General features: G+C 59.8%; 20 protein-coding genes. 15 read left to right on the forward strand and 5 right to left on the reverse strand.

The annotated features are described in order from the left end of the window. Window positions 1-165: 165 nt before the first annotated feature. The 7 genes from prfB to AC07V4_RS15170 all read left to right on the forward strand — a co-directional run bounded on the left by prfB (window position 166) and on the right by AC07V4_RS15170 (window position 7,157). Window positions 166-1,261, forward strand: a protein-coding gene (gene prfB / locus AC07V4_RS15140) for a peptide chain release factor 2 (protein ID WP_109790603.1) whose coding sequence is annotated in 2 segments (ribosomal slippage) — window positions 166-237 and window positions 239-1,261 — 1,095 coding nt in all. Because the reading frame shifts where the segments join, the coding sequence is not laid out codon by codon here. An 81-nt stretch (window positions 1,262-1,342) separates the two neighbouring features. Beyond that, window positions 1,343-2,845 carry a lysine--tRNA ligase gene (gene lysS, locus AC07V4_RS15145; protein WP_208938574.1) on the forward strand — a complete coding sequence of 501 codons (1,503 nt, stop codon included), beginning with the start codon at window positions 1,343-1,345 and terminating at the stop codon, window positions 2,843-2,845. A 106-nt stretch (window positions 2,846-2,951) separates the two neighbouring features. Beyond that, window positions 2,952-3,668, forward strand: coding sequence for a TetR/AcrR family transcriptional regulator (locus AC07V4_RS15150; RefSeq protein ID WP_431753389.1), 717 nt, complete (start codon window positions 2,952-2,954; stop codon window positions 3,666-3,668). A gap of 76 nt (window positions 3,669-3,744) precedes the next feature. Further along, a complete protein-coding gene (locus tag AC07V4_RS15155; RefSeq protein ID WP_431753390.1) occupies window positions 3,745-5,022 on the forward strand; it encodes a flavohemoglobin expression-modulating QEGLA motif protein in 1,278 nt (425 codons plus the stop codon). A 200-nt stretch (window positions 5,023-5,222) separates the two neighbouring features. Beyond that, entirely contained in the window at window positions 5,223-6,128 is a 906-nt protein-coding gene (locus tag AC07V4_RS15160) for an alpha/beta hydrolase (RefSeq protein WP_492637074.1), read from the forward strand. Next, window positions 6,125-6,451, forward strand: coding sequence for a PA3694 family proteiin (locus tag AC07V4_RS15165; protein ID WP_048720026.1), 327 nt, complete (start codon window positions 6,125-6,127; stop codon window positions 6,449-6,451). The genes AC07V4_RS15160 and AC07V4_RS15165 overlap by 4 nt, the downstream gene beginning before the upstream one ends. Window positions 6,452-6,980: 529 nt before the next feature. Next, the gene (locus tag AC07V4_RS15170; RefSeq protein ID WP_492637073.1) at window positions 6,981-7,157 is read left to right on the forward strand and encodes a hypothetical protein; all 177 of its coding nucleotides are present in this window, start codon (window positions 6,981-6,983) and stop codon (window positions 7,155-7,157) included. A 29-nt stretch (window positions 7,158-7,186) separates the two neighbouring features. Here the strand turns inward: AC07V4_RS15170 and lptF are convergent, their stop codons facing one another. The 3 genes from lptF to AC07V4_RS15185 form a co-directional block, all read right to left on the reverse strand. Continuing rightward, window positions 7,187-7,972, reverse strand: a complete 786-nt coding sequence (gene lptF / locus AC07V4_RS15175; protein WP_492637072.1) for a lipotoxin F family OmpA-related lipoprotein LptF — start codon at window positions 7,970-7,972, stop codon at window positions 7,187-7,189. A gap of 55 nt (window positions 7,973-8,027) precedes the next feature. Continuing rightward, the gene (locus AC07V4_RS15180) at window positions 8,028-8,453 is read right to left on the reverse strand and encodes a DUF4398 domain-containing protein (RefSeq protein ID WP_492637071.1); all 426 of its coding nucleotides are present in this window, start codon (window positions 8,451-8,453) and stop codon (window positions 8,028-8,030) included. A 282-nt stretch (window positions 8,454-8,735) separates the two neighbouring features. Then, window positions 8,736-9,080, reverse strand: a complete 345-nt coding sequence (locus tag AC07V4_RS15185) for a pilin assembly protein (RefSeq protein WP_492637070.1) — start codon at window positions 9,078-9,080, stop codon at window positions 8,736-8,738. Between the two features lie 184 nt (window positions 9,081-9,264). Here AC07V4_RS15185 and ppc point away from each other — a divergent pair, with 184 nt between their 5' ends. The 6 genes from ppc to AC07V4_RS15215 all read left to right on the forward strand — a co-directional run bounded on the left by ppc (window position 9,265) and on the right by AC07V4_RS15215 (window position 15,778). Further along, window positions 9,265-11,892 carry a phosphoenolpyruvate carboxylase gene (gene ppc / locus AC07V4_RS15190; protein ID WP_492637069.1) on the forward strand — a complete coding sequence of 876 codons (2,628 nt, stop codon included), beginning with the start codon at window positions 9,265-9,267 and terminating at the stop codon, window positions 11,890-11,892. 282 nt (window positions 11,893-12,174) lie between these two features. Next, on the forward strand, window positions 12,175-12,822 hold the full coding sequence (gene adk / locus AC07V4_RS15195) for an adenylate kinase (protein WP_492637068.1): 648 nt from the start codon (window positions 12,175-12,177) through the stop codon (window positions 12,820-12,822). Window positions 12,823-12,912: 90 nt separating this feature from the next. Continuing rightward, window positions 12,913-13,599 (forward strand): tRNA (adenosine(37)-N6)-threonylcarbamoyltransferase complex dimerization subunit type 1 TsaB, encoded by a 687-nt coding sequence (gene tsaB, locus AC07V4_RS15200; RefSeq protein ID WP_431753405.1) that lies wholly within the window; start codon window positions 12,913-12,915, stop codon window positions 13,597-13,599. 160 nt (window positions 13,600-13,759) lie between these two features. After that, window positions 13,760-14,062: a hypothetical protein gene (locus AC07V4_RS15205; RefSeq protein ID WP_492637067.1), complete on the forward strand. Its 303-nt coding sequence runs from the start codon at window positions 13,760-13,762 to the stop codon at window positions 14,060-14,062. Continuing rightward, window positions 14,062-14,922 carry a DUF72 domain-containing protein gene (locus AC07V4_RS15210; protein ID WP_492637066.1) on the forward strand — a complete coding sequence of 287 codons (861 nt, stop codon included), beginning with the start codon at window positions 14,062-14,064 and terminating at the stop codon, window positions 14,920-14,922. Before AC07V4_RS15205 ends, AC07V4_RS15210 begins: the two co-directional genes overlap by 1 nt. Before the next feature lie 28 nt (window positions 14,923-14,950). Beyond that, a complete protein-coding gene (locus AC07V4_RS15215) occupies window positions 14,951-15,778 on the forward strand; it encodes an isocitrate lyase/PEP mutase family protein (RefSeq protein WP_492637065.1) in 828 nt (275 codons plus the stop codon). A 1-nt stretch (window position 15,779) separates the two neighbouring features. On the opposite strand, the gene AC07V4_RS15220 is transcribed toward AC07V4_RS15215, so the two are convergent. After that, on the reverse strand, window positions 15,780-16,400 hold the full coding sequence (locus tag AC07V4_RS15220; RefSeq protein ID WP_431753409.1) for an energy transducer TonB: 621 nt from the start codon (window positions 16,398-16,400) through the stop codon (window positions 15,780-15,782). A 96-nt stretch (window positions 16,401-16,496) separates the two neighbouring features. Here AC07V4_RS15220 and AC07V4_RS15225 point away from each other — a divergent pair, with 96 nt between their 5' ends. Next, window positions 16,497-17,279, forward strand: coding sequence for a class I SAM-dependent methyltransferase (locus AC07V4_RS15225; protein WP_492637064.1), 783 nt, complete (start codon window positions 16,497-16,499; stop codon window positions 17,277-17,279). A 123-nt stretch (window positions 17,280-17,402) separates the two neighbouring features. Here AC07V4_RS15225 and AC07V4_RS15230 read toward each other — a convergent pair whose 3' ends face one another. Continuing rightward, window positions 17,403-18,038, reverse strand: coding sequence for a TetR/AcrR family transcriptional regulator (locus AC07V4_RS15230; protein ID WP_492637063.1), 636 nt, complete (start codon window positions 18,036-18,038; stop codon window positions 17,403-17,405). Window positions 18,039-18,131: 93 nt separating this feature from the next. Here AC07V4_RS15230 and AC07V4_RS15235 point away from each other — a divergent pair, with 93 nt between their 5' ends. Then, window positions 18,132-19,232, forward strand: a complete 1,101-nt coding sequence (locus AC07V4_RS15235) for an efflux RND transporter periplasmic adaptor subunit (protein ID WP_492637062.1) — start codon at window positions 18,132-18,134, stop codon at window positions 19,230-19,232. Window positions 19,233-19,238 lie beyond the last annotated feature (6 nt).

Raw genomic sequence — 19,238 nt, forward strand, 5'->3', positions numbered from 1 at the left:
ACTGACCCACCGCTATCGGGGGCAAGCCCCCTCCCACATTTGGATCTGCATTGGCCTTGGAGATTGTGTACAAAACCCGCCTTTTCGCCAAGCGGGCTGCCGTTTCCCCCCGTTTGCCGTTATACTCGCCGGCTTTCAAAAGTTCGCCAACGAGTGCTGCCCGCCATGGAAATCAACCCGATCCTTAACACCATCAAGGACCTGTCCGAGCGCTCCGAAACTATTCGGGGGTATCTTTGACTACGATCAAAAGCATGAGCGTCTGACCGAAGTCAATCGCGAGCTTGAAGATCCGAGTGTCTGGAACAAACCTGAATATGCCCAGGAACTGGGCCGCGAGCGCGCTGCGCTGGCGCAGATCGTCGACACCCTCGACGAACTGAACACCGGTCTGGCCGATTGCCGTGACCTGCTGGACATGGCCGTCGAAGAAAACGACGAAGGCGCAGTGGGCGATGTCGTCGCCGAGCTGGCCCGTCTCGAGGAAAGCCTCGCCAAGCTTGAATTCCGTCGCATGTTCAGCCATGAAATGGACCCGAACAACGCCTACCTGGACATCCAGGCCGGTTCCGGCGGCACCGAGGCCCAGGACTGGGCCAACATCCTGCTGCGCATGTACCTGCGCTGGGCGGATAAACGCGGTTTTGATGCAACCATCATGGAACTGTCAGCCGGTGAAGTCGCCGGGATCAAGGGCGCGACCGTGCACATCAAGGGCGAATACGCCTTTGGCTGGCTGCGTACCGAGATCGGCGTGCACCGCCTGGTGCGCAAGAGCCCGTTCGACTCCGGCAACCGTCGTCACACTTCGTTCTCCGCGGTGTTCGTCTCCCCGGAAATCGACGACAAGGTCGAGATCGAGATCAACCCGGCCGACCTGCGGATCGACACCTACCGTTCCTCCGGTGCCGGTGGTCAGCACGTAAACACCACCGACTCGGCCGTACGTATCACCCACGTACCGACCAACACCGTGGTCAGCTGCCAGAACGAACGTTCCCAGCACGCGAACAAGGACACCGCCATGAAAATGCTGCGGGCCAAGTTGTACGAGCAGGAAATGCAGAAGCGCAACGCCGCTTCCCAGGCGCTGGAAGACACCAAGTCGGATATCGGCTGGGGTCACCAGATCCGTTCTTATGTGCTCGATGCGTCGCGGATCAAGGATCTGCGCACTAACATCGAACGCAGCGACTGCGACAAGGTGCTCGACGGCGACATCGACGAATACCTGGAAGCCAGCCTGAAATCGGGCCTGTAAAGAACCCTGTAGGAGCGGGCTTGCCCGCGATCCCCAGCCGAAGGCTGGGGAAAACGTATCTGTGATGGAATTTCAAAAGACATGAGCGACCAACAACTCGACCCGCAAGCCCTGCAACAGGAAGAAAACTCCCTGATCGCCCTGCGCAAGGAAAAGCTTGCTGCCGAGCGCGCCAAGGGCAATGCCTTCCCGAACGACTTCCGCCGCGACAACTACTGCGATGCCTTGCAGAAGCAGTACGCGGACAAGACCAAGGAAGAGCTGGCCGAGGCTGCAATTCCGGTCAAGGTTGCCGGTCGCATCATGCTCAACCGTGGCTCGTTCATGGTGATCCAGGACATGACCGGGCGTATCCAGGTCTACGTCAACCGCAAGACTTTGTCTGAAGAAACCCTGGCCGCGGTGAAAACCTGGGACATGGGCGACATCATTGCCGCCGAAGGCACCCTGGCCCGTTCCGGCAAGGGTGACCTGTACGTCGAAATGACCAGCGTGCGCCTGCTGACCAAATCCCTGCGCCCGCTGCCGGACAAGCACCACGGCCTGACCGATACCGAACAGCGCTACCGTCAGCGCTACGTTGACCTCATCGTCAACGAAGACGTACGCCAGACCTTCCGTGTGCGTTCGCAAGTCATCGCGCATATCCGCAGCTTCCTGATGAAGCGCGACTTCCTCGAAGTCGAAACGCCGATGCTGCAGACGATTCCTGGTGGCGCCGCAGCCAAGCCGTTCGAAACCCACCACAATGCGCTGGACATGGAAATGTTCCTGCGTATCGCGCCTGAGCTGTACCTCAAGCGCCTGGTGGTTGGCGGCTTCGAGAAAGTCTTCGAGATCAACCGCAACTTCCGTAACGAAGGCGTTTCGACTCGTCACAACCCTGAATTCACCATGTTGGAGTTCTATCAGGCCTACGCCGACTACGAAGACAACATGGACCTGACCGAAGAACTGTTCCGCGAACTGGCCCAACTGGTCCTGGGCAGCACCGACGTGCCGTACGGCGACAAGGTGTTCCACTTCGGCGAGCCGTTCGTGCGTCTCTCGGTGTTTGATTCGATCCTCAAGTACAACCCTGAGTTGACCGCTGACGACCTGAACGATATCGACAAGGCCCGTGCCATCGCCAAGAAAGCCGGTGCCAAGGTGCTGGGCTTCGAAGGCCTGGGCAAATTGCAGGTGATGATTTTCGAAGAACTGGTGGAGCACAAGCTGGAACAGCCGCACTTCATTACCCAGTACCCGTTCGAAGTATCGCCGCTGGCCCGTCGCAACGATGACAACCCGAACGTCACCGATCGTTTCGAACTGTTCATCGGCGGCCGCGAAATCGCCAACGCCTACTCCGAGCTTAACGACGCGGAAGACCAGGCCGAGCGCTTCATGGCCCAGGTGGCCGACAAGGACGCCGGCGACGACGAAGCCATGCACTACGACGCCGACTTCGTTCGCGCCCTGGAATACGGCATGCCGCCGACCGCTGGTGAAGGCATCGGCATCGACCGCCTGGTGATGTTGTTGACCAACTCGCCGTCGATCCGCGACGTGATCTTGTTCCCGCACATGCGGCCACAAGCGTAACCGTAGCGAAATCCGAAGCCGCCTTTTATAAGGCGGCTTTTTTATGGGGCGTATACAAGCGTCAAGCGAACAGCGCCAGGTTTTGATCTATTCAAGGATGTGTGTGGTGAACCGCGTAATGGCTCAAGAAGGCGCCGCCGGCATTGCTGCTGCCGTGGCTGAAAGTGTCCAGTACCAGGGCCGCAAGGCCAGTCGCCGGGGCAGCGAGCAACGCCGGCAAGACATTCTCGATGCGGCCATGCGCATCGTCGTGCGCGACGGCGTGCGGGCTGTGCGCCATCGTGCGGTGGCGGCGGAGGCAGGCGTGCCGTTGTCGGCCACCACTTATTACTTCAAGGATATCGACGACCTGCTCACCGATACCTTTGCCCAATACGTCGAACGCAGCGCTGCGTTCATGGGTAAGCTCTGGGTGCGCAACGAGGGGCTGCTGCGCGAGATGGTCGCTTATGGCGATGGCAGCCCCGAGTCCCGTTCGCAACTGGCCGACGACATAGCGCGGTTGACCGCCGATTACGTCATGCGTCAACTGACCAACCGCCGCGAGTACCTGATGGCCGAGCAGGCGTTTCGTCAGGAAGCCTTGCTCAATCCGCGTCTGGCCGAACTGGTGCGTTCCCACCAGCAGATTTTGTTGCAGGGCACTGGGCAGTTTTTCCAGGTATTGGGCTCCCGCGAGCCACAACAGGATGCCAAAGTGTTGACGGCGATTATCGGTCGGATGGAGTATCAGGGCCTGCTTGGCGGCCCAGCGCCGCTGACCGGTGAGGAGATGCTTGAGATCCTCAAGCGTTACATGCATTTGGTGTTGGCCTCGGTCTGACACTACGCTGCTACAGGTGAGGCTCAACCTGCGCTTGTCGCGCGCGGGCCGACAACGTTTAAAGAGGAAGCACCAGGTGGACGATTACCAGCAGACGATACGCACCTTGTCTGATCGCATTGTGCTGGCGCAAACACCGATTCGCGTCCTTGACGCCGTGAAATGGGACGAGAGCATTCGCCAGGGGTTCCTCAAGGCCAAGGGCAAGGCCATGCCCGCGGTGGATCGCGATTACTACCTCAACCGGCCGCTGTCGTTCGATTCCAGTGCGGTGAAGCTGGAGTTCCAGAACATCGAGCGCGACATCACCCGTCGCCTCGGCCAGTTCAGCCCGGTGGGGCAGATCATGCGTCGCATGTGTCGCGAATACCGCATGGTGGTGCGCATGCTCGAAGCCCGTGGCACCGAGGACTTCGGCCTGATCTCCCAGGAACTGTACGGCGCTGCCTCCGATGCTTTCCACGCGGGTGACCCGACGCTGGCAGACCTTGGCTTGATGCTCTCCGACTATCTGAACAATATCGATGGCCGTGGTGACCTGAAGGACGAAGCCAAGACCCTGACGGCCAAGGATGCCGTCGCCTTGCTGCAAACCCGCCTGAACAAGGTGTTTGGCGAGGCCGAAGAAACCATCCGTGTGTTCGAGTCCGACGGTATCGTTGCCGACGCAGCGGCGGGCGCGGACTACATCAAGATCCGCGCCGATGCGATGTTCAACGAGCGTGACGTGCGTGCCCTGGAAGTGCATGAAGGCCTGGTGCACGTTGGCACGACCCTCAACGGCTTGAACCAGCCGATCTGCACCTTCCTCTCCAAGGGGCCACCGTCGTCCACCGTGACCCAGGAAGGTCTGGCGATTCTGATGGAGATCATTACGTTCGCCTCCTACCCGAGCCGCCTGCGTAAACTGACCAACCGTACTCGTGCCATCCATATGGTGGAGGAGGGCGCCGACTTTTTGCAGGTGTTCGAGTTCTTCCGTGAGCAGGGCTTTGAGATGGCAGAAAGCTACGGCAATGCCAGCCGGGTATTCCGGGGCTCGGTGCCGACCGGTCTGCCGTTTACCAAGGATCTGTCCTACCTCAAGGGTTTCATCATGGTCTACAACTACATCCAGCTCGCCGTACGCAAGGGCAAGCTGGAACAAGTGCCGCTGCTGTTCTGCGGGAAGACCACCCTGGAGGACATGCGCACCTTGCGCCAACTGGTCGACGAAGGCCTGGTGGTGCCGCCCAAATACCTGCCCGAGCAATTTCGCGACATGAATGCGCTGGCGGCGTGGATGTGCTTCTCCAACTTCCTCAACCACCTGAGCCTGGACCGGATCGAGGCGGATTACTCGAATATCCTGTAAAGGATGTGACTGACGAAACCGGATCAAAAATGTGGGAGCTGGCTTTTGTGGGAGCCGGGCTTGCCCGCGATGCAGGCACCTCGGTGTGTTAGTCACACCGCGGTGATGCCATCGCAGGCAAGCCAGCTCCCACAAAAGCCCACACACATTTGGATCTCGACGAGTCTGGAAATTTTCGCTAAATCACGAGGCTTCAACGGATGAGAATCCTCGGCATTCTATGCCTGCTGCTTGCATTGAACGGCTGCAGCTCGCTGTTGTTTTACCCCGAGCCCGGCCTGCCGTTCACGCCGGACAAAGCGCACCTGCAATACCGTGACGTCACCCTCACCACCGCCGACGGTGTAAAGCTGCACGCCTGGTGGTTGCCGGCCAAGCCCGGCGTGCTGCTCAAGGGCACGGTGCTGCACCTGCACGGTAATGGCGGCAACCTGGCCTGGCACCTCGGCGGCAGTTGGTGGTTGCCGGAGCAGGGCTATCAAGTGTTACTGCTGGACTACCGCGGCTACGGGTTATCGGAAGGCAAGCCGTCATTGCCAGCGATCTACCAGGATCTCGATGCGGCCTTCAATTGGCTCGACCAAGCACCCGAAACCCAAGGCCAACCTGTGGTGGTTCTCGGGCAAAGCCTGGGCGGTGCGCTGGCGGTGCATTACCTGGCCGAACACCCGGAGCGCCAGCCCCGGCTCAAGGCCCTGGTGCTGGATGGCGTGCCCGCCAGTTATCGTGACGTAGGGCAATTCGCCTTGAGCACCTCTTGGTTAACATGGCCGTTCCAGGTGCCGCTGTCTTGGCTGGTGCCCGATGCGGACAGCGCGATCAACGCGATGCCAGCGCTGACCGGTGTGCCCAAGCTGTTGTTCCATAGTCTGGATGATCCGATTGTGCCGTTGGTCAACGGTATCCGCCTGTATCAGGCCGCACCGCCGCCGCGTGTGTTGCAACTGACCCGTGGCGAGCATGTGCAGACCTTTGCCGACAAGACCTGGCAAACCGTGATGCTGCGTTACCTGGATGACCCGCAACACTTCAACGGCCTGCGCCGCTTGGGCGAGATTCCGAATTATCCGATTCCTAAAGTTGATTCATCAGAGAGCCCGCAATGAGTGAAGAACGCAACATGATCCCGCTGATCCTCACCGGCATCGGCACCATCATCGGTACCGTCGGGTGCCTGTGGTTCTACGGTTATCTGCATTTCGCCAAGCCGGAGGATGCGCTGCTGCTCAGCGATTTCACCATGCTCAAGACCGTGCCCGGCGAGGATTACAAGATCTCACTGACCCCGGCGGCACAAGTGGCGCAGTGCGTCGATGGCGTGCTGGTGATGTTCGACACCGAGCAGAAGGGACTCAGCGGCGTGTTGGTGAACAACAAGAAGCAGGCGGTGCGTTGCATGGGGCAGGAGACACCGCAACTGGAACAGTAGGATTGAGTGTGTCGGAAAAGCTGGAACCACTTTGAGTGAGTTACCACAACTGAACGGTAGTGCTGGTTCAGTTCGTTCTGTCACTTAATTTGGAGTCACATATGGTTAATAAAGTTGGATCTCCTCAGAGTGGTTTTGGGGGCGTGGGAGCTGGACAGCAGTCCGGTGGTTCGAACGACCACATGAAGCGTATCGAAGAGTTAATGGCCAAGATTGCGCAGCAAAAAGGCCAGGGCGCAGGCGGCTCCCAGGGGGGCGGGGGCTCCCAAGGTGCAGGGAAAAGTTCTGAAGAGGAGGAACTGGAAGCACTTCTGAGACAACTTGCCGGCCAGGGTCCCCAGCAGAACCCAGGTGCAGGAGGCGGTGGACAGGGGGCTGGGTCTGGCAGTGGTGGTGGACAGATTCAATTTCCCTCACCTCAGTGATGTGAACGGTTGGAACCATCGTGCGTCCGAAGCCACAGAAAGCGGTGTGACTTATACAGATCGGGGCCGAGAAAGTGGCGATAACTATTGCTGCGATACGCAACATGCTGGACATGGCCAGGGCGCATGAGGCGCTGGAGCGCAGATACGCTCAGGAGAAAGAAGACCAGCAACATGCTCCCACGCTTGCGGATAATGACTTTGGCTCGAAGATAAAGATGCCGGAGGAAGATACGCACCGTACTGTCCAGTTTGACGAACCGAAAAAAAACCCACCGTGAGGTGGGTTTTCTTATCCAGCGCCAATCAATCAGTTAGCAATGGAAGACCGTGGCTTGACCGGCTGGTTGTCGTTGGAAATAGTCACCTCAACGCGACGGTTCATGGCACGGCCAGACACGCTGCCATTGTCGGCAACCGGGTATTCCTTGCCGTAACCCTGGGTCACGATGCGCGAGATATCCACGCCTTGTTGAGCCAGTGCACGTTGTACCGAAGCGGCGCGACGCTCAGACAGGCTCTGGTTGTACGAATCGGAACCGGTGCTGTCGGTGTAGCCTTCGACGATCACTTTACGGTCCGGGTTATTGCGCAGGAACTGCGCCAGCTTGGTGATGTTTACCAGACCGCTGGATTTCAGGTCGGACTTGTTGGTGGCGAAGAGCACGTCACCGAAAGTCACCAGGGTGCCACGGTCGGTCTGCTTGGCGTTCAGGCTGTCTTGCAGTTGCTTGATCTGCGCATCACGGGCCTCCAACAGGGCTTTGGCACGTTCGTCACCCGCGTTTTTCAGCTTGGCTTCGGATTCACGCAGCACGATGGTGTCTTTAGCCACTTCCACGCGCTGGTTGGTCAGGTAGGCCAACTGGTCGACTTTCTTCTCGTCTTCCTTGTCACGGTAGGCTTTCTCTGCCTTGTCCAGCCATTCGCTGGCGTCTTTGGTTTCCAGCGCCGCGACCTTGGTGGATTGCGGGTTGGCTTGCAGGGCCGAGAAGTTGGTCCGGGCGTTTTCCAGGTTCTGGTTCGGCGGGGTGGAGCAGGCCGCCAGAGCAACGCTCATTGCCAACAGGGCAGGGATCATCAATTGTTTACGCATAATCGTGTCGTCCTTTCAATTCGATATCGGGTGCAATGCAATCAGGGGCGGCGGCTTATTGCTGCTTGATAACAGCCGGGCGCATACCTTCCTGACGCAGCTCCTGGACAGCTTTCTGGGAATCCTTCACGGCCTGTTGGGCTTTGGCTGCCTGAGCCTTACGCTCTGCAACGCGAGCGTCCCACTCAGCTTGTTCGGCCAACTGACGAGCTTTGCCGTAGTCCTTGTCGTGCATAGCGATTTCGGCTGCTTTGAGCTTGTCTTGGGCCGACTTCATTTCCACCGCTGCGAATTCGGTGCCGCCGGCACTGACTGCGCTATTGACCGCCGATTGAGTCACCGCGTATTGCTCGGTCGGAGGGTTGCCTGCGCAGCCCGCCAGGACGAAGCTGGTGCCGATTGCCAGAGCGGCCAATTTGAGCCCGCGCAGGTGGTTAAACGAGGATTTGGCAGTGCTGGTCTTCATCGTCTTCAACTCCATTGGATAACTCCTGAAAAACTTCAAAATCCACTTCGTTGGTCAGCGCCAGGGCCCCGGCGGTAAAGCACGAAATGCCCTTTCAAACGGCCGTTCCAAGTGATGGCTTACTGGTTGTGACCGAAGGCTTTTTTTAAAAGTTCAGAGAAGATGGCGATTTGCCTAAAAAAATATTCGACTGATTGGTCAATGTTTAAAAGACGGAACTTTCGCCTCGCACAGCGGTACGCCGGGCCTCTGAAAGGCCCGGAATACCTGGGTTTTAATGGGGTTTATGAATGTTTGTCAGTGCTTCTGTTCGTCGGCACTGGCTGATAGATCGTGCAGATAGCGCCGCGATAATGTGAGAAAGCGCGGTGTAGGGCCGACGTCTTCATACAACGGGTCGCCCTCTTCATCGGTGGCAATCACGTGTTTGCCCTTGATGTACGGAAAGCTGGCTTCCAGTTCTTCCAGGGCGGCCCCTATCAATTCTCCGAGCAGTTCTTCGGGGTGGCGTTTAGGGTACATCTCGGCGATGGCAGCCAGTCTTGCGGCGGACTCCACATCCAAATGGATCGCGTACTCGGTTTTGGTCAGACGACCCTTGGCGGTCTCTTCCCACTGCTGGGCCAGTTCTCGAATTTTCATGGCAACCTCAATTAAGCCTGCGGGTGGCAGGCGCTGATGAGTGACCAGCCGCTGGCGTGGGTAACGTCGCGACTCATAGTTGAGACTAGCTGCAACTCACAAGGTTTAAAGTCTTGTCAGAAACGGATGCCGGCGGCACTCTGGAACCCCTGCGCGTCCCGGATTTCTGGCTGGAGATTGGCTGATGAGTGATATCGATGCACGCTTGCGTGAGGATGTTCACCTGCTGGGTGAGCTGTTGGGCAACACCATTCGAGAGCAATACGGTGATGGTTTTCTCGACAAGATCGAGCAGATCCGTAAAGGCGCCAAGGCGGATCGACGAGGGGCTGGCGATGAATTGAGCGCCAGCCTTAACCAGTTGCAGGAAGACGAACTGTTGCCCGTGGCACGCGCCTTCAACCAGTTCCTCAACCTGGCCAACATCGCCGAGCAGTACCAACTGATTCATCGTCGCGATGAGTCGCAGCCGGCGCCGTTCGAATCCCGCGTGCTGCCGGAGTTGCTGGCTCGCCTGCAACGCGAAGGCCACAGCGACGAGTCCCTGGCCCGCCAGTTGGCGCGGTTGGAGATCGAATTGGTGCTCACGGCCCACCCGACCGAAGTGGCGCGCCGTACCCTGATCCAGAAATACGATGCGATCGCCGCGCAGTTGGCGCTGCAGGATCACCGTGACCTCACCAGCGCCGAGCGCGAGCAGATCCGCGAGCGCCTGCAACGGCTGATCGCCGAAGCCTGGCACACCGAGGAGATCCGTCGTGTGCGGCCGACCCCGGTGGATGAAGCCAAATGGGGCTTCGCTGTGATCGAGCATTCGTTGTGGCAAGCCATTCCCAATTACCTGCGCAAGGCCGATAAGGCGCTATTCGCCGCCACCGGTTTGCATCTTCCCTTGGAGGCGGCGCCGATTCGGTTTGCCTCGTGGATGGGCGGGGACCGTGACGGTAACCCCAATGTCACTGCGCCGGTCACCCGTGAAGTGTTGCTGCTGGCACGTTGGATGGCGGCGGATCTGTATTTGCGTGACGTCGATCACCTGGCCTCGGAGCTGTCGATGCAGCACGCCAGCCCGGCGTTGCAAGCCAAGGTTGGGGACAGTGTCGAACCCTATCGCGCCTTGCTCAAGCAATTGCGTGAACGCCTGCGTGCCACGCGCCAGTGGGCGCACACCTCGTTGAGCGCGGCCACCCCGTCCAGCGCCGAGGTGCTGCAAAACAATCGTGATCTGCTGGAGCCGCTGGAGTTGTGCTACCAGTCGCTGCATGAGTGCGGCATGGGCGTGATCGCCGACGGGCCGCTGCTCGACTGCCTGCGTCGTGCGGTGACATTCGGCTTGTTCCTGGTGCGCCTCGATGTACGCCAGGACTCCAGTCGCCATTCGGCGGCCATGACTGAAATCACCGATTACCTGGGCCTTGGCCGTTACGAGGACTGGGACGAAGAGGTGCGCATCGCCTTCCTGATGAAGGAACTGGCCAATCGTCGACCGCTGCTGCCGGGTTACTTCAAACCGTCGGCGGATACCGCTGAAGTGTTGAATACCTGCAAGGAAATCGCTGCCGCACCTGCCGCATCGCTGGGCTCCTACGTCATCTCCATGGCGGGTGCCGCGTCGGATGTACTGGCGGTGCAATTGCTGCTCAAAGAGTCGGGCGTACAACGCCCGATGCGTGTGGTGCCCCTGTTTGAAACCCTGGCCGACCTGGATAACGCCGGGCCTGTGATGGAGAAACTGTTGCTGCTGCCGGGGTACAGGGCGCGTCTGCAAGGCCCGCAGGAAGTGATGATTGGCTATTCGGATTCGGCCAAGGATGCGGGCACCACGGCAGCCGCTTGGGCGCAGTACCGAGCGCAGGAACGTCTGGTGGAGATCTGCCGTGCGCAGCAGGTGGAGTTGCTGTTGTTCCACGGTCGTGGCGGCACCGTTGGCCGGGGCGGCGGCCCGGCTCACGAGGCGATTCTGTCGCAGCCGCCAGGCTCGGTGGCGGGGCGCTTCCGCACGACCGAACAAGGGGAGATGATTCGCTTCAAGTTCGGCTTGCCGGACATTGCCGAGCAAAACCTCAACCTCTACCTGGCGGCGGTGCTGGAAGCCACGCTGTTACCGCCGCCACCACCTGAGCCTGCCTGGCGTCATTTGATGGATGAATTGGCGGCAGACGGTGTCAGTGCTTACCGCGCCGTAGTGAGGGAAAATCCGCAATTTGTTGAGTATTTCCGACAGTCCACCCCGGAGCAGGAGTTGGGGCGCCTGCCGCTGGGCAGTCGTCCGGCCAAGCGACGTGCGGGCGGCATTGAAAGCCTGCGCGCTATTCCATGGATCTTCGGCTGGACCCAAACCCGCTTGATGCTACCGGCCTGGCTCGGCTGGGAAGCGGCATTGAGCAAGGCGCTGGAACGCGGTGAAGGTGAGTTGCTGGGGCAGATGCGCGAGCAGTGGCCGTTCTTCCGCACGCGTATCGACATGCTGGAAATGGTGCTGGCCAAGGCCGATGCCGACATTGCCCGTCTCTATGACGAGCGTTTGGTGCAGCCTGACCTGCTGCCATTGGGTGTGCACTTACGCGACCTATTGTCGCAGGCGTGCAATGTGGTGCTTGGCCTGACCGGCCAGTCGCAACTGCTGGCCCATAGTCCGGATACCTTGGAGTTCATCCGTCTGCGCAACACCTACCTTGACCCTCTGCACCTGTTGCAGGCCGAGTTGCTGGCACGTTCCCGTCAACAGGAAGCTGCGCAAGACAGCCCTCTGGAACAGGCGCTGCTGGTGTCCGTGGCCGGTATTGCCGCGGGTTTGCGCAACACCGGCTGAGGTTTTTCGCGTGTTCTCAAAGGCTTGCGAATAAACATGGCGGGCCGCGCTGAAAAGGGCGGCTGGCGTTTATGGGGGCGGGTAGCACTCAGGCTTACCGGGCCTATGACGCATGCCGGGCGCGGGTTGCTGCGACTTTTGGCGGCTTGTGTGGTTAAGGCCTGCTGTGTATCTTGATCAGCCTTTGGCCGTTTGGGCGGTCCGAATCCTATTTCTACGAGATTTGCCCCCACGCGGTGAATCCGAGCGTCATCTCTATATAAAAAATTGAGGAGCACATCAATGCGCGTCATTCTGCTGGGAGCTCCCGGGGCCGGTAAAGGTACTCAGGCAAAGTTCATCACTGAAAAGTTCGGCATTCCACAAATCTCCACTGGCGACATGTTGCGTGCTGCCGTCAAGGCCGGCACCGAGCTGGGCCTGATCGCCAAGAGCGTGATGGACAGCGGCGGCCTGGTCTCCGATGACCTGATCATCAACCTGGTCAAGGAACGCATCAGCCAGGAAGACTGCAAGAACGGCTTCCTGTTCGACGGCTTCCCGCGCACCATTCCCCAGGCTGAAGCCCTGGTGAAAGCCGGCGTTGAGCTGGATGCCGTGGTTGAAATCGCCGTTGAAGACGAAGAGATCGTTCAACGTATCGCGGGTCGTCGCGTGCACGAAGCCTCGGGCCGTGTGTACCACACCATCTACAACCCACCGAAGGTTGAAGGCAAGGACGATGTCACCGGCGAAGACCTGGTGCAACGCAAGGACGACACGGAAGAAACCGTGCGTCATCGCCTGTCGGTCTACCATTCCCAGACCAAGCCGCTGGTGGATTTCTACCAGAAGCTGTCCGCAGCCCAAGGCAAGCCGAAGTACAGCCATATCCCTGGCGTGGGTTCGGTAGAAGCCATCACCGCCAAGGTGTTGCAGGCTCTGAGCTGATTCAACGATCAGCTTCTCGTACAACGGCCCGCTTGCGGGCCGTTGTTGTTTATACTGGCGCACTTTTTTTCGACTTGGACACCTACACCGATGAGCACCCTGCTGGCCCTGGACACCGCGACTGAAGCTTGTTCCGTTGCCTTGCTGCACGATGGCAAGGTAACGAGCCACTACGAGGTAATCCCGCGCCTGCATGCACAGAAGCTGTTGCCGATGATCAAGCAACTGCTTGAAGAGGCGGGCACCACGCTTTCCGCCGTGGATGCCATCGCTTTTGGGCGTGGTCCCGGCGCGTTTACCGGCGTGCGTATTGCCATTGGTGTGGTGCAGGGCCTGGCATTTGCGTTGGAGCGTCCGGTGTTGCCGGTCTCCAACCTCGCGGTGCTGGCCCAGCGTGCGTTGCGCGAACACGGTGCCACCCAGGTCGCGGCGGCCATTGATGCGCGGATGGATGAAGTCTACTGGGGTTGCTACCGTGAAACCGCCGGGGAAATGCGCCTGGTTGGTGTCGAGGCCGTGCAGGCACCGGAAGCGTCCGTACTGCCCGGTGATGCCGAGGGCGATTGGTTCGGTGCCGGCACCGGCTGGGGTTATGGTGAGCGTATCGGTGTGCAGACCGTTGGCCAGGCGGCGGATATGTTGCCCCATGCGCAAGACTTGCTGACTTTGGCGCGCTTCGCATTCGAACGGGGCGAAGCGATCCCCGCCGATCAAGCGGCACCGGTTTACCTGCGTGATAAAGTCGCGCAGACCAAGGCCGAACGCGGGATTATTTGACGTCAAAAATGCGGGGATTCGACAGCAAATTTCGCCAATCGTCAGAATTTGATGGGGTTTGTAAACCTTTTACAAATTATGTGTTCTAGTTATCACCAGAGCATTTGCGCACGAAGGAAAGTGCCGCTAAATTGCCATCATTGATACCGAGTCTGCATGTATGCGTATAGACGGCTTCTCCTCACAGTCCTACCCGATCAAGCGCAAGCCGCGTAAGGCGAACGCGACGGTAGACGATGGTGTCGAGGATTCGCCGGACTTCATCGAGGCGCAGTCCGACTCGCCGTCCAACGCCCAGGGTTCTGCAGGCTCGCGCATCGGCGGTCTTCCTGCCCGCCAGCAAGACATGGTCTTCCCGCGCTCCATGAGCAAAAGCGTCGCCACCGCCCTGGCCAGCTACCTGACCACCGCCGGCTTTGTCGAATGGGACATGGAAGTGCTGGGTCTCGATATCCACATCTGATGCGTTTGCCTTACTACATCGGTTGTCCCTCCTGGAGCGAAAACGCTTGGCGTGACTACCTGTACCCGGCCGACGCCCGTTCCGCTGACTACCTCTCCCTGTATTCCCAGGTCTTCAACGCGGTTGAAGGCAACACCACCTTTTACGCCCGACCTTCGGCCGCCACTGTGCAGCGTTGGGCTGAAATCATGCCTGCGGATTTTCGCTTCACCGCCAAATTCCCCGGCGACATCAGCCACGGCGGCGACTTGCGCGAGCAACTGCCGGCGGCGGAAAGTTTTGTCGGCCTGATGAGCCCGCTGGGCGAGCGCGTTTCGCCGTTGTGGCTGCAATTGCCCGCGACGTTTTCGCCACAACGCCTGGGCGAGCTGGCCGGCTTTATCGACAGTTTGGAGCGTCCACTGGCGGTGGAAGTACGTCATCCAGAATTCTTTGCCAAGGGCGATACCGAACGAATGCTCAACCGTCTGTTGCGCGACCGCGGTGTCGAGCGCATCTGCCTCGATCCCCGCGCCTTGTTCAGTTGCACCTCTACCTCGGATGCGGTGCTGCATGCCCAATCGAAAAAGCCTAAGGTGCCACCACGCCCGGCGGCTCTCACTCAGTTTCCACAAGTGCGGTTTATCGGCCATCCAGAGCTGGAAGCCAATGACCCGTTCCTGATCCCATGGGTTGAAAAGATCGCCGTCTGGATCGAAGAAGGGCGCACGCCCTATGTGTTCCTGCACACCTCCGATAACCGCCTGGCCGCTCAGTTGGCGCTGCGCTTTCACGACAAACTGATGGTGCGACTGCCCGGTTTGCCACCCTTGCCGACGTTGCATCGAGAACCCGTGGCGGAGCAACTGGGGTTACTCTAAGGCTCCCTCTTTCCGACAGGAGTCAGTCATGGATGCTCACGCCCTTCGTGCCGAACACTTCAAGGCCCTGCATGAACGTGATCGTGCGTTCGTGATGCCCAATCCGTGGGATGCCGGTTCCGCCATCATGCTAGCCAGTCTTGGCTTCGAAGCCTTGGCCACTACCAGTGCCGGGTTCGCGTTCAGCCTCGGGCGGCCGGATGCGGAAGGCGCGCTCTCCTTGGAAGATACGCTCGGCAATGCCTTAACCATCGTCCGGGCGACTTCGCTGCCGGTGGCGGCCGATCTGGAAAATGGCTTCAGCGACACCCCGGAAGGTTGTGCCCAGACTATCTTGCGGGCGGCGGCCACAGGCATCGTCGGTGGCTCCATCGAGGACGCCACTGGCGTCGCCGTCGACCCTATCTACCCGTTCGATTTGTCGGTTGAGCGCGTGGAAGCGGCTGCCGCGGCGGCCCGCAGCTTGCCCTTTGCCTTTACGCTGACGGCCCGTGCGGAAAACCTCCTGCATGGTCGCCTGGATCTGCCTGACACCATTCGCCGTCTGCAGGCCTACGCCGAAGCTGGTGCCGATGTGTTGTATGCGCCGGCTTTGCGCAGTGCCGAAGAGGTGTTGGCGGTGGTCAAGGCCGTCGCACCCAAGCCGGTGAATGTGTTGATGTCCGGGGGCTTGAAGCTGAGTGTGGCGCAGCTGAGCGCCATGGGTGTGCGGCGTATCAGCGTTGGCTCGGCCTTGGCTCTGGCGGCGTATGGCGAGTTCTATCGGGCGGCGCAGGAAGTGTATGAGCTGGGCACGTTCGACTTCACCGAACGCAAGATGCCGTTCAGCCAGGCCAATGGTTTTTTCAAGGGCTGAATCAGGCGGCCAGTCGAAGGTTGTTGAGGATCAATGGGCGCGCCCAGTGGTAGTCGAAGTCCAATGCCTTCTGTTGCGCCACCAGCTCTTCGGCCGGGTACGGCGTGGCAGGTGGCGGCAGCAGGTCCAGTTCGAACTCGGCAATCGGCAGATGTAGCGGGTGTGGTTCCGGCGCCGGACCAGGTTCGGGCAGAGGTTGACCGGCATTCAACACGATCGGGCGAACCCAGCCGCTTTCGAAATTCTGCTGGCGCTGTTGGGCGACAATTTCTTCCGGCGGGAACGGAGTGGCAGCTGGTGGCAGCAACTCGGTTTCGAATTCGGCGATAGGCAGGAACAGCGGTTCAGGCGGGGCGATCTCGGTGTCTTTCACATCGCACTCACGCTGGGTGAGGATCTGCGACAGCAGGTCGGCGCCTTCGCTGGGTTCTACCGCAGGGTCCAGCGGTGCAGGCGCCTTGGCGGCGAGCGCGTCCGGCGAATCACCGAGTTGTTCGGCCAACGCACGGGCGAAGAAGTCCTGCCACACATGACTCACCCCGGCCAGCGCTTGAGTATTACGCAGGCCGTAGTGGTTGTGGGTCGGCAGTACACCGATGGTTAGGGGAAGAATGTCTGACATTTTTCTCGGTCGACGCTCAGCTCTGGCAAAATACCTGACTGTTGTTTTTATCGGCCGCTGTTGGCCGATCCTTAATATTTTTGAGCGTAGCGATTGATGAGCGAACAACCAGCGGCCAGCCGCATTCGGGTCGAGGCCTTGGCCGAAGGTTTCCAGGCGCGTGCCGAGCAGTGGGCTGGGCAGCTTGGCCTGCCTTTGCAGCTGGAGGAGGCGGACTTTTCCCTGCAAGTAGGGGAGCAAGGCCTGCAACTGCAACAGCTTGGGCCTGACGCACCGGGGCCGGTGCGTGTGGATTTTGTCGAAGGTGGTGCGGCACACCGGCGTTTATACGGTGGTGGCAGCGGGCAGATGATCGCCAAGGCGGTGGGCATTGCCCAAGGCGTACGGCCACGGGTGCTGGACGCTACGGCAGGCCTGGGCAAGGACGCGTTCGTGCTGGCCAGCCTGGGCTGCGAGATGAGCCTGATCGAGCGTCAACCTCTGATCGGCGCCTTGCTCGAAGACGGCTTGGCGCGTGGTGCGGATGATTTCGGGGTGGCGCCGATCGTGGCACGCATGAAGCTGCTCAAGGGCAACTCCATCGACGTGATGCTCAACTGGGAAGGCGAGCCGCCCCAGGTGATCTACCTGGACCCTATGTTTCCTCATCGTGAGAAAACCGCCTTGGTGAAGAAGGAAATGCGCCTGTTCCGCCCCTTGGTGGGCGATGATCCGGACGCACCGGCGTTGCTCGCAGCGGCATTGGCCCTGGCCAGCCACCGCGTGGTGGTCAAGCGCCCACGCAAGGCACCCTGTATTGAGGGGCCGAAGCCGAGCCATGCGTTGGATGGGAAGTCCAGTCGGTATGACATCTACCCGAAGAAAGCGCTCAAGCCCTGAGTGTTTTAGTGGCCTTTAGGGCCTCATCGCAGGCAAGCCAGCTCCCACATTTTGATTTGTGAATACTTTCAAGTGTGGGAGCTGGCTTGCCTGCGATAGCGCCAGCCCAGACAACACAAGGCCTCAGGCCCGATAAGCGCGCATAAACAACCCCACCACCTCTTGCACGTGGGCTTCGGCGGCTTCTTCGGTCAGCTGGCCGCCGCAGCCGTACAGCAAGCAGAAGTTCGCCGTACCCTTGAGCAGGCAGAAGAAGTGCTCGGCTGCCGTAAACGGTTTGTCGATGCTCAGGGCGCCGCTCTGGTCGATCTTGCTCAGCAGGCGCTCCATCCCCTGGAGCATGCGCATGGGGCCGGCTTCGAAGAAGATCTGTGAGAGTTTCACGTCCTGATTGCCGGTGGTCATCATCAACCGGTGCAGGTTCACCGACTCTGCGCTGTTGATCAGGCGATGGAACCCCCGCGCGATATTCAGCAATACAGTCTCTACCGGTATGCCGACCGGAAGTTCGAAATACATCACCGGCAATTGTTCTTCGCACTTGGCGACCACGGCGGCGGTAAACAGGGTCTCTTTGTCGGTGAAGTGGCTGTACACGGTCAATTTCGACACCCCGGCCTCAAGGGCCACGGCGTCCATGCTGGTGCTGGCGTAGCCATTGCTCAAAAACAGGGTTTTCGCTGCTTCGAGGATTGCCTGGCGTTTTGCCATGTCCTTGGGACGCCCGGGGCTATTGGTGTTCACTGGATTGTCGGACATTGTCACCTTTAATACTGGACTGGTGAGTTTGGTATTAATAACATACTGGCCAGTATAATTATTCCTAGCTCTATTTGCGAAAGGTCCTTCAGCATGCGCAGCACTTTCCTGCCCCTTGCGTTGCCTGTCAGCTTGGTCTTCCTCTTGGCCGCTTGCGGTCATGAAGAAGCGGCTCAAACCACCATCCGCCCGGCCATGGTAGTGCAGCCACAACCTTCGACGCAGGGAACGGACAGTTATCCTGGTGAAGTACGCGCACGCTATGAGCCGGACCTGGCGTTTCGCATCGGTGGCAAAGTCAGCAAGCGGCTGGTGGAGGAGGGTGAGCGGGTCAAGGCCAACCAGCCATTGGCCGAACTCGACCCCCAGGACGTGCGCCTGCAACGGGAGGCGACCCGTGCCCAAGTGGCCGCCGCCGAGGCCAACCTGAGCCTGGTGCGTACCGAGCGTGATCGCTACAAGACCCTGATGGACCGTCAGATGGTCAGCCGCTCTCAGTACGACAATTCCGAAAACCTCTATCGCGCAGGTGAAGCGCGCCTCAAGCAAATCAAGGCTGAGTTCGACGTATCCAGCAACCAGGCCGGTTATGCCGTGCTACGTGCGCCACAGGACGGTGTGGTCGCCAAGCGTTCGGTGGAAGTCGGTCAAGTGGTGTCCGCTGGCCAGACCGTATTCACCCTGGCCACCGACGGCGAGCGGGAAGTGTTGATCAGCCTGCCCGAACAAGGCTTCGGCCGGTTCAAGATCGGCCAGCCGGTATCGGTGGAATTGTGGAGCCAGCCGGACCAACGCTTTACCGGACGCATTCGTGAACTGTCTCCCGCAGCCGACCCCAAGTCGCGCACCTTCGCCGCTCGCGTGGCTTTCACGGGTGGCAAAGTCCCGGCTGAGCTGGGCCAAAGCGCCCGGGTTTTCATACAGGCCGAGGGTGTGATTCCGCTATCGGTGCCGTTGTCGGCCCTGAGTGCAGAAAACGGCGCGTCCTACGTCTGGCGTGTGCAGCCCGATAACACTCTGAAGCGCACCCCTGTGCGTATCGGTGCCTTCGGCGAGAAAACCGTACCGGTATTGGAGGGCTTGGCCCCTACCGATTGGGTGATTGCGGCAGGCGTGCATGTCCTCCATGAGGGCCAGCAAGTGCGCCCGGTGGACCGCTCCAACCGAGTTGTGAATCTGGCGGCCAAGGAGTAGTCCCCG

The sequence above is a fragment of the Pseudomonas sp. GW821-FHT03A09 genome (assembly GCF_059421065.1).